This window comes from Aeromicrobium phragmitis, assembly GCF_003674095.1.
Taxonomy (GTDB): Bacteria; Actinomycetota; Actinomycetes; order Propionibacteriales; family Nocardioidaceae; genus Aeromicrobium; species Aeromicrobium phragmitis.
In genome coordinates, this window is record NZ_RDBF01000008.1 from 35,924 (window position 1) to 51,571 (window position 15,648).

Sequence of the window (15,648 nt, forward strand, 5' to 3'; positions counted from 1 at the left end):
CACGTCACTGCTCCCCGGACCGATCGGTCCGGGGAGCAGTGGTAGGAGCGGCGAGGCGGCGCTCACTCCTTGGCAGTGAACGTCGTCAAGGGGATGGCGGAGTGATCGAGGGGCGCGAAATCGGGCTTGCGGCGCTCGAGGAAGCTGGCCACGCCCTCGGCGAGATCCGGTCGCGCGGCGGACTGCCGCATGAGGTCGTCGGAGTGGTCGATCGACTCGATCAGCGGACGGTCGTAGTGGTTGTACATCTGCCACTTGATCACCGCCATGGCCGTCGGCGACACGTTGTCCGCGAGGTCCTGAGCGTACGCGCGGGCGGTACTCAGCACGTCGTCACGTGGCACCGCGAAATGCACCACTCCGAGGCGCCCCGCCTCGTCCCCGGTGAAGACCCGGCCGGAGATGAGAAGTTCGGAGGCGACCGCGAGCGAGGTCAGCCGCGCGAAGAGCCAGCTCAGTCCGTGCTCGGCGATGAGGCCGCGGCGGGCGAAGGCCGTCGTGAACTTGGCCTCCTGCGCCGCGATGCGAACGTCGCACATCAGCGCCAGCTGCAGACCGATGCCGGCGCAGGCGCCGTTGATCGCCGCGATGATCGGTTTGGGGAACCACATCGGGGCCAGCAGCGGGCGGCTGCCCGCCGCAGTCCCGCCGTCGGCCTCGGAGAGCACCTCCATGTCCGCGCCGGAGGAGAACGCCTTCCCCGCGCCGGTGATGATGACGGCGCGCACGGTGTCGTCGTGGGCGAGTTCGTCGAACTGCGCGAACAGCCGGGTCTGCAGTTCGCTGTTCCATGCGTTGTAGACGTCGGGACGATTCAGGGTGATCGTCGCGACGCCGTTCTCCACGTCGACGAGGACGACGTCGTTCTCGGGCGTTGCCATGGGGTGTCACCTTCTTCTCAGGGACGGCGGTGGTGCTTCTGACATCAGGGTCGAGTCCGCGCGGCAGCGCCGACCGAGGCGCGGATCTCGCGCTTCAGCAGCTTGCCCACCGGGTTGCGCGGCAGTTCGCTGCGGTACTCGATGATCTCGGGGAGCTTGTAGACGGCCAGGCCCAGCTGCTTCAGGTGCGCCACGATGTCGGTCAGGCCCGGCGGGTCGTCCTGATCGCGCGGCACGACGACGACGCACACCCGTTCGCCGAGCTCTTCGTCGGGCACGCCGACCGCGGCGCAGTCCAGGACTCCGGGCGCGCTGATCACGAGGTTCTCCACCTCGGCCGCGCTGACGTTGAAACCGCCGCGGATGATGATGTCCTTCTTGCGGTCGTAGTAGGAGAGGAAGCCGTCGTCCTTGATCAGGAACAGGTCCCCGGTGCGCAGGTAGCCCTCGTCGTCGAAGGGGGTGAGGTCGGGGCGGTTGAAGTACCCCGGGAAGGTGAGCGGCGCACGGACGCGCAACTCACCCACGTCACCGGGACGGGTGGTCTCGAGGCCGTTCTCGTCGACCACCTTGTAGTGCATCCCCGTGATCCCCGACGGCCATGCGTAGCCCGGAAGCCCGTACCACGGCAGGTGCGTCGAGCGCAGGGCCGCGTCCGGGACATCGGCGGGCCCGGCCCACAGTCCTGCCCCTTCGTTCATCCCCCAGCCGTTGACGATCTCTACGCCCCAGCGGTCCTTGTACCCCGCGATGAGGGAAGCCGACGGTGGCGACCCGCCGGTCATGATCGAGTCGACCGAGCTCAGGTCGAGGCTGTCACCGCGGGTGTTCAGCAACTGCCGCAAGATCGCCGGCGGCAGGATCAGGAACTGCGTTCGCTGCTCGTTGATCTGCGCGATGAGGAGGTCGACGTCGAGCGGGTGGTGCAGCGCGACGGAGCCGGCGAGTTTGAGGTTCACCGTGATCGTCAAGCAGACACCGAGCATGTTGGTGACCGGAGCGGCGGCGACCTGGCGATGACTGCCGGCGCGCAGGCTGAGGCTCTTGACGAGCGCCTGCCCGCCGAAGTTCCAGTTGTTGTGGGTCAGCGGACAACCCTTGGGCTGGCTCTCGGTCCCCGACGTCCAGCAGAGGGTGAAGACGTCGTTCGGTCCCGGCCGTCGCTCATCGAGCACGTCGCAGCGGGGCGCGGTCGCCGCGAGCGCCATGACGCGGGCCAGATCGATGAGGTGCTCGATGCTCGAGCCCTGTTGCCACCGGCGCGCGTCGTCGAGGGGGCGGTGGGTCTTGAACGTCTCCGGGGCGATGAGGAAACGCGAACCGGTGAGGTCGGCGACGTAGCTGATGTCCTTCGAGCGCCACTGCATCGGCACGGGGGAGATGACGCCCCCGGCGCGGCTGACCGCCAGATACAGCAGCGGCAGTTCGACCACGTTGGGGGACTGCACGACGACGACGTCGTCGCGCTGCAGGCCGAGGTCGATGAGCGCGGTCGCCAGCCCGTCGGCTGCTGCGCTCAAGGTCGACCACGTGAGCGACGTGGGATCGGAGCCGATCAGCTCGCGCCGGTTGGGCGGATCACTGTAGGCCACGCGATCGGGCACTGTCCGGGCAGCATGTTCCATGTCGTCCAGCAGGGTGTGCTCGCGCGACCACACGCCCGCGGCGGTGAACTCGTCGATCAGCTCGGCGTGGTGCAGGATCATCGTCACTCCGTTCGGTCTCAGGCCAGCGGGATCGGCGCCGAGGCGGTCGCCTTCCGGGTCCGGTGCCCGCGGCTGCTGACGTCGGTCCGGTTGATCTCGCGCTTGAGGATCTTGCCCGTCGACCCCTTCGGCAGCGCCGCGGCCACGTGATAGATCCGCGGGGTCTTGTATGCGGCGACGCGCTCGGCCATCCACTCCTGCATCCGGGTCACGTCGAACTCACGTCCGTCGCGGAGCACGATCACGGCGGCGATCTCCTCGCCGAGGCGGTCGTCGGGAACACCGACGACCGCGGCCTCGAGGATGTCCGGATGGGAGTACAGCACGTCCTCGAGTTCCTTCGGATACACGTTGTAGCCGCCGCGGATGATCAGATCCTTGATCCGGTCGACGACCCACAGATAGCCCTCCTCGTCCATCCGGCCGAGGTCACCGGTGAGGAACCAGTCGTCGTGCCACGCTCTGGCCGTGGCGTCCGGACGATTCCAGTAGTCCTTGAGGTTCATCTCGCAGCGGATGGCGATCTCACCCGTGCCGCCGACGGGGACCGGGTTGCGCTCGGTGTCGAAGATCGCCAGCTCGACGCCGGGCCATGCCACGCCGGCACTGCCGAGTTTGCGCGGTGCACCGACCCGCGGACACGCGCCGGCTCCGGCTGTCTCGGTGAGCCCGTATCCGGCGAGGATCTCGCAGCCGTACCGGGCGTCGAACTGGTCGGCGACCTTGGTCGGAAGCCCGGCGCCGCCGGAGAGGGCAAGACGCAGGCAGGAGAAATCGAGGTCGTCGATGTCCGGGGCGGCGTTGGCCATAGCGGTCCACATCGTCGGCACGCCGGCGAGAAGCGTGACGCGGTGACGTGCCGCCGTCTCGAGCAGCGCGCGGGCGTCGAACTTGGACATGAGGGTGATGGGGACGCCGGCTTCGTACGCAGTCCTCATGACGGTGACCTGACCGAACACGTGGAACAGGGGAAGGGCCGTCCCGAAGTGGTCGTCGTCGGTGACCTCGATGGCTTCGATCACCGACTGGGCGCTGCCGCGGATACCGTGGTGCGTCAACTGCGCGCCCTTGGGCTTGCCCGTGGTGCCCGAGGTGTACATGATCACGGCGCCGGAATCCGGGGCGACGGTCCGGGGCAGATCGGCAGGCACGGGGAGATCGCGCGCGCCTTCGCCCAACCGCCACGCCGGAACGTCGAGTTCGGCTGCGGCGGCTGCCACCGCGTCGTGCGTGGCGTCTGCGACGAGCGCGAGGGTGGCGCCGCAGTCGTGGAGGAAGTAGCCCAACTCGGCCTCGGTCGAGTGAGGGTTGACCGTGACGGCGATCGCGCCGACGGCAAGCACGCCGTGGTAGGCGAAGACCCAGTCGGCCTGGGTCCCGCCGGCGAGCAGCACGCGGTCGCCGGGCGCGACACCCGCGTCCAACAGGCGCGCGGCCCACTGCTGGGAGGCGTTCCGCAACTGCCCGAAGGTCCACTCGTCGCCGTCGACGCGCAAGGCGACCGCCTCCGGCCGGGTCGTGGCGTGCGTCCAGATCGCTTCAACTGCGTTGCCCATGCAGAGGCTGCCTTTCGACGTCGGATGAGGGGAGGGGGCGTCGGGGGATACGCCGATCAGCGGCCCCGTGAGGACTCCGCGCGCGGCTCGCGAGGCATGCCCAGGATCTTCTCGGCGAGCAGGTTGCGCTGAACCTGGGACGTCCCGGCGAAGATCGTGCTCGAACGAGCGTTGAGGAACGTCGTGATCCAGCCGGCGCTGTCGGTCGGCGCACCGGGCGCGTCCGGACCGTCCGGGATCGCCGGCCGCCGCCCTCGCAGGGTCAAGACGTCCTCGCCGAGGATGTCCATGGACAGTTCGGTCAGCACCCGGTGGTACTCGGACCAGAAGAGTTTGTTCATGGCGCCCTCGGGACCGATGCCCTCGCCGGACAGGGTCCGGGTCAGTGCGCGGTAGCCCATGAGGCGCATGGCGAAGACGCGAGAGCGACACCATGCGATACGGCGGCGGATGTCCTGCTCGTGGTGGCGGCCGCGCTCACGCGCCAGTTCCTCGAGACGGTCCAGTTCCTCGGCGAACCGGATCGCCAGGACCGCTGCGGCACCGCCGCGCTCGTGTTCGAGGAGTGCGGTGGCGACCCGCCAGCCGTCACTGACGCTGCCGATGGTGTTCTCCTCCGGCGTCATCGCGTCGGTGAAGAAGACCTCATTGAAGTCGGCCTCGCCGGAGATCTGCTGGATCTGACGAACCTCGATCCCGGGTTGGTCCATCGGGCACGCAAGCAACGTCAGACCGCGGTGCTTGGCCGCATCGGGGTCGGTCCGGACCAGGACGAAGATCCAATCGGCGAGGTGCGCTGTCGAGGTCCAGATCTTCTGACCGTTGATCCGCCACATGCCGTCCTCGAGGACGGCCGTCGTCGACGCGCTCGCCAGGTCCGAGCCGGACTGAGGCTCGGAGTACCCCTGGCACCATTTGTCCTCGCCGCTGAGGATGCGGGGGAGGAAGCGCTGCTTCTGCTCCTCGGTGCCGAAGGCCAGCAAGGTGCTGCCGAACATCTGGATACCGAACACATCGCTGGCGATGCCCTGGGGCAAGCCCTGGCGGGTCAGCTCTTCGGCGATCGCCACCTGGTACTCGGCGCTCAGCCCGCGGCCGCCGTACTCCTGCGGCCAGGAGACGCCGATGTAGCCGCGCTCGTAGAGCTGGCCGCGGATCTTCTCGGCGAAGGCGTCGTACTCCTCGCGGGGCAGCGTGCCCGCACCGGCCCAGTCGGCGGGAACCAACTCGCGGAGAAACGTCGCGAACTCCTTTTGAAAGGCCTGCACGTCGGCTGAGAACGTCGGATTCATGCTGAGGGTCGGTCCTATCTGTGTGAGGGACGTCGAACGGGTCAGACCGCGAGGAGATCGGCGATACGGTCGCGATGCTGCGGTGCGGTGCCGAACAGCGCGGACGTCGCCTTGGCCTTGCGGAAGTACAAGTGGGCCGAGTGCTCCCACGTGAACCCGATACCGCCGTGGATCTGGATGTTGTTGCCGGCCGCGAGACTGAACGCGTCGGAGGCGGCCTGTTTGGCCATCGACGCGACGACGCTGCGGTCCGGGGTGCGTTCGTCGATCGCCCAGGCCGCGTACTGGGTGAGGACTCGGGCGGTCTCCACCTCGACCAGCGCGTCCGCGCTCATGTGCTTGATCGCTTGGAACGACCCGATCGGACGGCCGAACTGCGTCCGCTCCAGGCTCCACGCGACGGCCTGGCGCAGCGCGGCGTCGGCGCCGCCGACCATCTCTGCCGAGAGCGCCACGGCTGCCTTGTCGTTCACGTCGGCGAGGATCTCGCCCGCCGCGGCGGGCCCCACGACGAGTATCGCGGGGGCGTCCTGCAGTACGAGCTGCCCGATCGGTCGCGTCAGATCCAGGCTCTCGCCCATCACGACGCTCACGCCCGGCGCATCGGCCGCGACCCGGAACCACGCCGGGCCGTCGGGCAGATCGGCGACGACGACGAACTCGTCGGCCGTGTCCGCGTCCGTCACGTTGACCTTGAGGCCGGCCAGTCGATGACCGTCGGCCACCTCGAACGCGGTGGTGCGGTGCCCGGGGCGGGCCCAGGTGCCGCCTTCGTCGGCGATGGCGAGCGTGAAGATGCGGGACCCGCTGGCGAGTTGCTCCAGGGTGGTCGCGCCGTCCTCGCCGGCGTGCTGGAGCACCCAGCTCGCCGCGACGGTGGAGAAATAGGGGCCGGCGTAGGCGTCCCGGCCGAGCTCCTCGAGGACGATCGAGGTCTCGAGGAAGCCGGCCTCGCTTCCGCCGACGCTCTCGGGGAGGGCGAGACCGAGGAGGCCGAGTTGCTGAGCCATGCTGTCCCACAACCCGCGGTCGAGGGCGTACCCGGACTTCAGCACACGGTTGCGGGCCTCGCTGCCCGAGCGGCGGCTCAGGAAATCCCTCAACGAGCTGCGAAGGTCCTCTTGCTCCCTGCTGAAGGAGAACTGCATGGTGCCGCCTTTCGGTTCCGATGTCGTCGGTTGCTCCGGGGGTGGCGCCGTGCATGGCGACACGCGCCGTGATCGAGATCACGCTAACCCCGAACTGAGATTGACGTCAACTTTAATTTTGAACTTGACTTCTGCTTCAGGTCTCGCTTGGCTGTGACCGATACCGCGGTGTTGTCGAGGCTGAGGAGTAGTGACGGTGAGAGACCATCAGTCCGACCGCCCTGTGCTTCTCGCACGGGCCGACGGCGTCGCCCGGCTGACGTTGAATCGCGCGGACCGACTCAACGCGATGAGCGACCCGATGCTCGACCTGCTGGTCGACCTCGTCGCCGACGTGGCGGCCGATCCCGACATTCGGGTGATCGTCCTGACCGGCGCCGGCCGCGGTTTCTGCGTCGGGGGAGACCTCGACGCGTTCAGCGCAGCAGCGGACGACGAGCCGGTGTCGCGTGGCGCCGCCATCGAGAAGCTTCACCGTCACATGCGGGTCAGCGAGCTGCTCCGGGCGTCCCACGCGGTGTCCATCGCCGCGGTCAACGGCGCGTGCGCGGGGGCGGGTCTGTCGCTCGCGGCCGCGTGCGACCTGCGGATCTCGTCCAGCGCGGCCGTGTTCCGCTCGGCGTTCGTCGATGCGGCCCTGTCGGGTGATTTCGGCGGTACCTGGCTGCTGACCCGGTTGATCGGTGAGTCGCGCGCCAAGCAGTTGGCGTTCCTCAACCAGAAGATCGATCCCGCCACCGCCCTCGAGTGGGGCCTCGTCAGCGCAGTGCATGCTCCCGAGGACTTCGAGCGCGGGGTCGACGCGGTGGCTTCGGCGCTCGCGCGGAAGGCGCCGCGCGCGCTCGCCGGGCTCAAGCACAACTTCTCGGACGCGGCGAACCTGACGTTCGCCGAGGCGAGTGCCATCGAGGCGCGGCGCCACGTCGACTGCTCGCGCACGAACGACCTCGTGGAGGCGGCGAACGCGTTCCTCGAGCGGCGCGCGCCCCGATTCACCGGGACCTGACCACCGACCGCCACGGCTAGGAGAACCATGACGTACGAGTCCATCCGCTACGAGGTCGTCGCCGACCACGTCGCGAAGCTGACCCTCGACCGGCCGCACCGCAAGAACGCCTATGACGTCAGGCTCGCCCAGGAGTGTGTCGACGCCATCGGCCGGTACGCTGCCGACGACGACCTGCGGGTCCTCATCGTCACCGGCGCGGAGGACGCCTTCTGCTCCGGCGGCGACATCCGCAGCGATGCGGACGAGCACATCGCTGCCACCCGCACGCTGAGCCACGCCACGGTCATGCGCGAGGGATTCCACGCCCTGGCCACAGCGCTCCACGCGCTCGAAAAGCCCACGATCGCGATGGTCAACGGACCCGCGGTCGCCGGCGGCCTCACCTTGGCCCTGCTGTGCGACCTGCGTATCGCTAGCGACCGTGCTCGCCTCGGTGACACCTCCGGGACGGCGGGTCTGCTTCCCGACGAGGGAGGTGCATGGCTGTTCCCGCGCTTCCTCGGTCTCGAGCAGGCGCTGCGGATGACGTACTTCGGCGAGGTCTATTCGGCTCAGGAAGCCCTCCGGCTCGGCTTGGTCGGTGAAGTCGTGCCTCACGACCGGCTCGAGCAGGAGACGCTGCAACGCGCGCAGGCGCTCGCGCGCCGCGCGCCGCTGGCGATCCGCATGGCGAAGAAGATGATGATCCGCGGCCTGACGAACTCGTTCCCCGAGTCGCTGGGCGATGCGCAGATGGCCGTCATGATCGTGAACGACAGTCAGGACGTCGCCGAGGGCGTCAAGGCGTTCCTCGACAAGCGCCCGCCGGAGTTCGTCGGCCGATGACGACGAGCGCGAAGGTCCCCACGAGTCGGGCCGACACGTCGTATGGTCGGCCTATGCCTGTCGATCCCACCGGCGCTGATCTCAAGCGCTTCCTGTCCGAGGACCCCGGTGGTCCCGTCGTGATGCTCAACCTGCTGCAGTACCGCCAGGACGGGGCCTCGTCGTATCGCCAGTACACCGACCGCATCGGTCCGTTCCTGCAGAAGGTGGGTGGCGAGGTCGTCTACGCGGGCGATCTCGCGACGCCCCTCGTCGCACCGGACGGCTGGACGTGGGATGCCGTGCTGCTGGTTCGCTATCCGTCCCGTCAGGCGTTCAGCCAGATGGTCGCGGATCCCGACTACCAGCAGATCACCGGCCTGCGCACGGCCGCACTCGACGAGGCCGTCCTGCAAGCCAGCGCCCCGTGGGGCAGCTGACCTTGCCCCTGCCGCAGTTGCGCTCGGCTCCTCGGTGACTCACCAGGTGTCGATGTAGCGGCCGCCCTCGACCGGTCCGGGCGTCCAGCCGCCGAACGACGCGACGATCCAGCGTCGCGTGTCGACGGGGTCGATGACCTCGTCGAACTCGTGCTTCATGGCGCCGTTGATCGCCTTGCCGGTCTCGTAGTGGGCGTCCAGCAGCTCGCGGTACCGCGCCTCGCGGGCCTTCGGATCGTCGATCGCCTCCAGCTCCTTGGAGTAGCCGAGGCGCACCGCGCCCTCGAGGCCCATGCCGCCGATTTCGCCGGTCGGCCAGGACACGGTGGCGGTCGGGCGACTGAAGCCGCCGGCGGCCATGGCCTGCGCGCCGAGTCCGTACCCCTTGCGGACGATGATGGTGATCATCGGAATGCGCAGGTGTGCGCCGATGACGAACAGCCGGCCGAAATGACGCACCGTCGCCGCCTTCTCCGACTCGGGCCCCACCATGAAGCCCGGGGTGTCGCACAGCGAGACGACCGGGAGGCCGTGGGCGTCGCACAGCTGCAGGAAGCGCGCCATCTTGTCGGCAGCATCGGCATCGATCGCGCCGCCGAGGTGCGCCGGGTTGTTCGCCACGAGTCCCATCGCCTGGCCCTCGACGCGGATCAGCGCCGTGATGGCGCCGGTCCCGAAGTCGCGGCGCAGCTCCAGCACGGAGCCCTCGTCCGCGATGATGGAGACGAGTTCGCGGATGTCGTAGACCTGCTTGCGGTTCTCGCCGATGACGTGGCGCAGGCGTCGCTGGTCGGCAGCCGTCCAGGAGGTGTGCGGCGTCGTGAAGTAGGAGAGGTAGCGCTGTGCGGCCTCGATGGCGTCGCCGTCGCTGTCGACCAGGATGTCCACCACGCCGTTGGGGGACTGGACGTCCATGGGGCCGATGTCCTCGGGGCGGAAGCTCCCGAGGCCGCCGCCCTCGATCATCGCCGGTCCGGCCATGCCGACGTTGGAGTCCGCGGTGGCGATGATGACGTCGCAACTGCCGAGCAGCGCCGCGTTCCCGGCGAAGCAGCGCCCGGTCACGATGCCGACCGTCGGGACCACTCCGCTCAACGAGCCGAGCATCGCGAAGGTGGAGACGTTGAGACCCGCCGCGATCAGGTCGTGGGTGTCGGTGTCTCCCGGGCGTCCGCCCCCGCCCTCGGCGAAGAGCACCACCGGGAGCCGTCGTTGCTTCGCGACCGCGAGCAGCCGGTCGGTTTTGCGGTGATTGAAGTAGCCCTGGGTCCCGGCCAGCACGGTGTAGTCGTAGGCGAGCACCGCGACATCGTGGTCGTCGACGCGCCCGGTCCCGGTGATGATGCCGTCGGCCGGGGTGTTGGCGATGAGGTCGTCGAGTGAGCGGCGCGATCGCTGCGCCGCGACGGGCAGGGAGCCGTACTCGAGGAAGGAGTGCTCGTCGACCAGGACGTCGATCCACTCGCGCGCCATGAGGTGACCGCGGGCGTGCCGTTTGGCGACCGCCGCCGGTCGGGCCGCGTCGCGGGTCAGCTCCCGGCGCGCGTGAAGTTCGGCGAGGTCGGGACGGATGTGGTCGAGGTCGATGTCGTCGCCGGCAGCGTCGTCCTCGACATGGGCGTGGTCAGGCTCGAGCGTCGCGAGCACGTCGCCGGGCACCACCTGGTCGCCGACTGCCACGTGGAGCGCGACGACGCGCGAAGGGACCGCGACCGCCACCGGGTGCTCCATCTTCATCGCTTCGAGGGTGAGCACCGGGGCGCGGCTCCCGATGGTTTCACCAGCGGCGGCGTGCACCGCCACGACGGTGCCGGCGAAGGACGCCACGAGGTGCTCGTCGTCGGTCGCGACGTCGCCGGAGCGCTCCTCGGCGAGCAGCGCGTCGAGATGGTCCGTGGTCACGCTGCCCGTCGTCACCTGCGGATCGCGCAGGAGCCGGCTCAGGAGGTCGACGTTGGTCTCCACCCCCTCGATCCGCAGTGCCGCCAGCGCCTGAGCCGCCGCGTCGCACGCCTCGCGCCAGGAGCCTTCGGTCCGCGTGATGACCTTGGCCAGCAGCGAGTCGAAAGCACCGTCGATGTGCAGGCCGACCCGGGCGTGGCTGTCCACCCGGACACCTGCCGGAGGCTCGAACGCCGTCACCGTGCCGGTCGCGGCCACCGCCACGCCGCCGTCGACACGCTCGGCGTTGACGCGGGACTGGATCGCGAAGACGCCGGGCGGCGGGGTCCGGGGATCGGACAGCCCCAGCTCGGCGAGGGACAGGCCGCGCGCGACCTGCAGTTGAGCTTGGACGAGGTCGACGCCGAGGATCTCCTCGGTGACGGTGTGCTCCACCTGGACGCGGGGGTTGACCTCGATGAAGGCCGCGTCGAGCTCGCTACCGTCCGGCGAGCCCAAGCTCGCGGCCGACACGAGGAACTCGACGGTGGCCAATCCCCGGTAGTCGAGGGGCTCGATCAGGCGCCGGGCGAGGTCGAGCAGGAGGTCGCGCTCGGCGTCGTTGAGACTGGGGCTGGGGGCGAACTCCAGGATCTTCTGGTGTCGTCGCTGAACGCTGCACTCGCGTTCGGCGAAGGTCGTGAGAGCTCCGCAGCCGTCCCCGAGCACTTGCAGTTCGATGTGCTTGGCGTCGGGCATCAGGCGCTCGGCGTACACGGTGTCGGTGCCGAAGGCGCGTCGCGCCTCGCTGCGGCAGGACGCGTACGCAGGGTCGAGGTCGTCGCGGCGGTACACCTGCCGCATGCCCCGGCCGCCGCCCCCGGCGGTGGCCTTGATCATGATCCCCTCGGGGTGGGCATCGAACAGGGCGCGCACCTCGTCGAGGGACGCGTCGGGGCCGGTGGCCGGCATGACCGGGACCCCGACCTTGTCCGCATGATCGCGTGCCGTTCCCTTGTCGCCGAACAGCTCGAGAATCTCGGGGGACGGGCCCACGAAGACGAGGCCGGCGTCGGCGCAGGCCCGCGCCAAGTCCGCGTTCTCACTCAGGAAGCCGTAGCCGGGGTGGACGTGCGTGCACCCGGTGTCGAGCGCGACGGTGATCAGCGCGGCGATGTCGAGGTAGGCTCCCGCACCGGCGGTCGCGAGTTCGCGGGAGCTGACGTCTGGAGGCGCTTCGTTCGCGGCGTGGACGCGCTGCACGTGAGCCCCGAGCGCCAGCGCCGCGCGCTGGATGCGGTCGGCGATCTCGCCTCGGTTCGCGATGAGTACCTTCATGGGACCACCTTCGTTGACATCGGCGTCAATACGATATCAGGAACGTTGACGTCGGTGTCAAAAACCTGCCATCGTCAGTGAGACGCCCGCAGACCATGGTCCGATGGACCAGCGGTCACGACCAAGGATTCCGTATGACGTGCGAATCGAGTGAACGCCGGGAGAACGTCGGCCTGGATGGTGTCATCGCGACGGTGAGTCACCACCTCGCCGAACGGGTGTGGGTCTCGCACCAGGGAGTCGGGCTGCGGCGGTCGCCATCGTGCTGTTCGACGCGGGCGACACGGCACGCTATTGCCTCATCAAACGGGCGAAGCGGGGGCGCAACGCCGGGCAGTGGGCGCTGCCGGGCGGCAAGGTCGAACCGGGCGAGTCGTCGCTCGACGCCGCGCTGCGCGAGGCACACGAGGAGGTCGCACTCGACACGTCGCGGAGCACGGTCCTCGGTCGGCTGGACGACTTCGTCACCTCTTCGGGCTTCGTGATCTCGCCGTACGTCGTGGCAGCGCCTCGCGGCTGGCGGCCCATCGCGGCCGACGAGGAGGTCCAAGGCGCATTCGAGTTCGCCATCGCGGACCTGCTCCGCCCCGATGTCGTGCGATGGGCTCGGGTGGACGACGGTCCGGCGTTGCTGCAGATGCACGTCGCCGCGGGCGTCCGCATCCACGCCCCCACGGGCGCCGTGCTGTGGCAATTTCGGCAGACCGCCCTCCACGGGGACGAGGTGTCGATCGCCGAGCTGCGTCAGCCGCTCTTCACCCACCGCTGAACCGCGCCCGCCCCGGGCTTGAATCTGAGACCGATTTCAAGTTACGGTGTGCGCGTGCGACACCTCTCCGCTCCTCGGGCGCAGAACCGGCCGTCGGCGGTGGGTAACGCCCCGTCGCTGGCGAGCTGTCGTCGTGACCGTTCCCGACCGTGAAACCTCAACGGACGCAGCTCGCCTGCCGTCCCGCATCGCCTCAGCTAGGAGCAGAAGATGGACTTCGAACTGTCCGACACCGCGAAGGAGTATCGCGAGCGCCTCTTGTCCTTCATGGACGAGGAGGTGTACCCCGCGGAGTCGGTCTACGCCGAGCAGATGGCCGCCTCGGGGAACCCGAATCACCATCCGGCGGTGCTGGAGGAGCTGAAGGCCGAAGCCAAGAAGCGCGGTTTGTGGAACCTCTTCCACCCGCACAAGAACGAGGAATGGGGCTCGCCGGGCCTGAGCAACCTCGACTACGCGCCGCTGGCTGAGATCACCGGTCGCAGCCCGTATCTCGCACCCGAGGCGATCAACTGCAACGCTCCCGATACGGGCAACATGGAGGTGCTCGAGCTCTTCGGAACGGACGAGCACAAGGAGAAGTACCTCAAGCCGCTGCTGGCCGGCGAGATGGCCTCCGCGTTCTGCATGACAGAGCCCGCCGTCGCCAGCTCGGACGCCACGAACGTCCAGCTCAGCATGGAAGCCGACGGCGACGAGTACGTCCTCAACGGCCGCAAGTGGTTCGCCTCGAACGCGCTGCACGCCAACTGCAAGGTGCTCATCGTCATGGGCAAGACGAACTTCGAGGCGGCCACGCACCGTCAGCAGTCGATGATGGTGGTGCCGATCAACACCCCCGGGGTCACCGTCGTGCGTGGCCTGCCGGTCTTCGGCTACCTGGATCGCGAAGGCCACGCCGAGATCCTGTTCGAGAACGTGCGGGTCCCGAAGACCGCCCTGCTCGCGGGCGAAGGCGACGGGTTCATGATCAGTCAGGCTCGTCTCGGACCCGGCCGCATCCATCACTGCATGCGTTCGATCGGTATGGCGGAGCGGGCACTGGACCTCATGATCGAGCGCGCGCAGACCCGTACGACGTTCGGCCAGCCCGTCGTCATGCGCTCCAACGTTCAGGACTGGATCGCCGAGGCGCGTATCGAGATCGAGATGAACCGGCTCCTGGTCTTCAAAGCAGCATGGCTGATGGACACGGTCGGCAATCAGAAGGCGCGCACCGAGATCGCCGCCATCAAGGTCGCCGCGCCGAACATGGCGCTCAAGATCATCGATCGGGCCATCCAGGTGCACGGCGGCGGCGGTGTCACCGACGACTTCCCGCTGGCCAGCTTCTACGCCCACCAGCGCACGCTGCGGATCGCCGACGGTCCCGACGAGGTGCACAAGCGCACGATCGCCCGGATGGAGATGCTGCGGATGGAAGCCGAGATCGCCGCCCGGAACTAGGCCCGAGGACCGGGCCGGCGCGATGCCGCGCCGGCCCACCTCCACCGTCCGATTCCCCACGAACCGAAGCAGGTGTGTCATGTCAGTGGTCGTCGCCGAGAGAGCCGACGATGAGCGGATCCTCCTGATCAAGCTCGATCGCCCCGAGGCTCGCAACGCCGTCAACGGTCAGGTCGCGCGGGAGATGGCCGCCGTCCTCGACGAGCTGGACACCGATCCGACGCTGCGCCTCGCGATCCTCTACGGGGAGGGGCGCGGGTTCAGCGCCGGCATGGACCTCAAGGGTTTCCTCGAGGGCGACTTCCCCGAGTTCGAGGATCGCGGCTTCGGCGGGTTCGCGAGCAAGCCGCCCCGCAAACCGCTCATCGCGGCGGTGGAGGGTTTCGCCGTCGCCGGCGGGCTCGAGATGGCCCTTGCGTGCGACCTCATCGTCGCGGCGCGCGATGCCAAGCTGGGGCTCCCCGAGGTGAAGCGTTCGCTCATCGCCGCCGGCGGCGGGCTGCTCCGGCTGGCGCAGCGTATTCCGTACCACGTGGCGATGGAGCTTGCGCTCACCGGCGACCCCGTGCCGGCCGAGCGGCTGTACCAGGTCGGCTTGCTCAACCGACTGTGCGGGCCCGGACAGGCGCTCGACGAAGCCCTGGCGCTCGCGTCGGCGATCGTGGGCAACGCGCCGCTCGGGCTCGAGGGATCCAAGCACGTGATGGCCAACGCGGCGGACTGGGGGCTCGCCGACGGCTGGGATCGCCAGCAGGAGGTCGCCCGCCGCATCATGAACTCCGAGGACGCCCGTGAGGGCGCGACCGCATTCGCCGAACGGCGCGCACCGGTCTGGCAAGGCCGCTGACGCCCCCGACCGACACCCGCCCCTCTTCCATCCCTCGATCGAAGGACATCGTCATGGACACCAGCCAACTGCCCGTCATGCCGCGCAGCCTCGCCGATCTGGAGGCGCTCGTCGGTCAGGACATCGGCCCGACCGCCTGGCACGACGTCACCCAGGAGCGCATCAACGCGTTCGCGGACACCACCGGCGACCACCAGTGGATCCACGTGGACCCCGAGCGTGCGGCATCGAGCCCCTTGGGCACGACGATCGCGCACGGTCTGTACAGCTTGTCGCTGGGCCCGGCGTTCTCGTACTCGTTGCTGTCGTTCGAAGCGTTCGCGCACAGCCTCAACTACGGCTACGACAAGGTGCGGTTCCCCGCGCCGCTGCCGACGGGCTCACGCGTGCGGATGACGCTGACCATCACGTCGGTCGAGCAGGTCGCGGGAGGCGCGCAGATCCGCACGCTCCAGACCTTCGAGCGTGAGGGCGCCGACAAGCCGGTCGCGGTCGCCGAGTCGCTCGCGCGTGTCGTCGAGGGAGAGTAGC

General features: G+C 68.9%; 13 protein-coding genes. 7 read left to right on the forward strand and 6 right to left on the reverse strand.

Annotated features, from left to right (window positions below; genetic code table 11):
- Window positions 1-62: 62 nt before the first annotated feature.
- Genes D9V41_RS11305 through D9V41_RS11325 form a run of 5 tightly spaced genes read right to left on the reverse strand, consistent with a single transcriptional unit; the run spans window position 63 to window position 6,583 of the window.
- Window positions 63-881 carry an enoyl-CoA hydratase-related protein gene (locus tag D9V41_RS11305; protein WP_121794680.1) on the reverse strand — a complete coding sequence of 273 codons (819 nt, stop codon included), beginning with the start codon at window positions 879-881 and terminating at the stop codon, window positions 63-65.
- A gap of 44 nt (window positions 882-925) precedes the next feature.
- Window positions 926-2,587 carry a class I adenylate-forming enzyme family protein gene (locus tag D9V41_RS11310; protein WP_121794681.1) on the reverse strand — a complete coding sequence of 554 codons (1,662 nt, stop codon included), beginning with the start codon at window positions 2,585-2,587 and terminating at the stop codon, window positions 926-928.
- Between the two features lie 17 nt (window positions 2,588-2,604).
- Window positions 2,605-4,143: a class I adenylate-forming enzyme family protein gene (locus tag D9V41_RS11315; RefSeq protein WP_121794682.1), complete on the reverse strand. Its 1,539-nt coding sequence runs from the start codon at window positions 4,141-4,143 to the stop codon at window positions 2,605-2,607.
- A gap of 56 nt (window positions 4,144-4,199) precedes the next feature.
- A complete protein-coding gene (locus D9V41_RS11320) occupies window positions 4,200-5,435 on the reverse strand; it encodes an acyl-CoA dehydrogenase family protein (RefSeq protein WP_121794683.1) in 1,236 nt (411 codons plus the stop codon).
- Between the two features lie 41 nt (window positions 5,436-5,476).
- On the reverse strand, window positions 5,477-6,583 hold the full coding sequence (locus D9V41_RS11325; protein WP_121794684.1) for an acyl-CoA dehydrogenase family protein: 1,107 nt from the start codon (window positions 6,581-6,583) through the stop codon (window positions 5,477-5,479).
- 196 nt (window positions 6,584-6,779) lie between these two features.
- On the opposite strand from D9V41_RS11325, the gene D9V41_RS11330 reads away from it, so the two are divergent.
- The 3 genes from D9V41_RS11330 to D9V41_RS11340 are packed head-to-tail and all read left to right on the forward strand — an operon-like array spanning window position 6,780 to window position 8,836.
- Window positions 6,780-7,589 (forward strand): enoyl-CoA hydratase-related protein, encoded by an 810-nt coding sequence (locus D9V41_RS11330; RefSeq protein ID WP_166376012.1) that lies wholly within the window; start codon window positions 6,780-6,782, stop codon window positions 7,587-7,589.
- Between the two features lie 27 nt (window positions 7,590-7,616).
- Window positions 7,617-8,417 carry an enoyl-CoA hydratase/isomerase family protein gene (locus D9V41_RS11335; protein ID WP_121794686.1) on the forward strand — a complete coding sequence of 267 codons (801 nt, stop codon included), beginning with the start codon at window positions 7,617-7,619 and terminating at the stop codon, window positions 8,415-8,417.
- Window positions 8,418-8,470: 53 nt separating this feature from the next.
- On the forward strand, window positions 8,471-8,836 hold the full coding sequence (locus D9V41_RS11340; RefSeq protein ID WP_121794687.1) for a DUF1330 domain-containing protein: 366 nt from the start codon (window positions 8,471-8,473) through the stop codon (window positions 8,834-8,836).
- Window positions 8,837-8,875: 39 nt separating this feature from the next.
- Here D9V41_RS11340 and D9V41_RS11345 read toward each other — a convergent pair whose 3' ends face one another.
- A complete protein-coding gene (locus D9V41_RS11345) occupies window positions 8,876-12,055 on the reverse strand; it encodes a carboxyl transferase domain-containing protein (protein ID WP_121794688.1) in 3,180 nt (1,059 codons plus the stop codon).
- Window positions 12,056-12,275: 220 nt separating this feature from the next.
- Here D9V41_RS11345 and D9V41_RS11350 point away from each other — a divergent pair, with 220 nt between their 5' ends.
- From D9V41_RS11350 to D9V41_RS11365, 4 genes are all read left to right on the forward strand, one after another.
- Window positions 12,276-12,824 carry an NUDIX hydrolase gene (locus D9V41_RS11350; protein ID WP_121794689.1) on the forward strand — a complete coding sequence of 183 codons (549 nt, stop codon included), beginning with the start codon at window positions 12,276-12,278 and terminating at the stop codon, window positions 12,822-12,824.
- A 210-nt stretch (window positions 12,825-13,034) separates the two neighbouring features.
- Window positions 13,035-14,270, forward strand: a complete 1,236-nt coding sequence (locus D9V41_RS11355) for an acyl-CoA dehydrogenase family protein (RefSeq protein ID WP_121794690.1) — start codon at window positions 13,035-13,037, stop codon at window positions 14,268-14,270.
- A 79-nt stretch (window positions 14,271-14,349) separates the two neighbouring features.
- Window positions 14,350-15,117, forward strand: coding sequence for a crotonase/enoyl-CoA hydratase family protein (locus D9V41_RS11360; protein ID WP_121794691.1), 768 nt, complete (start codon window positions 14,350-14,352; stop codon window positions 15,115-15,117).
- A 53-nt stretch (window positions 15,118-15,170) separates the two neighbouring features.
- Window positions 15,171-15,647, forward strand: coding sequence for a MaoC family dehydratase (locus D9V41_RS11365; RefSeq protein WP_121794692.1), 477 nt, complete (start codon window positions 15,171-15,173; stop codon window positions 15,645-15,647).
- Window position 15,648: the final 1 nt, after the last annotated feature.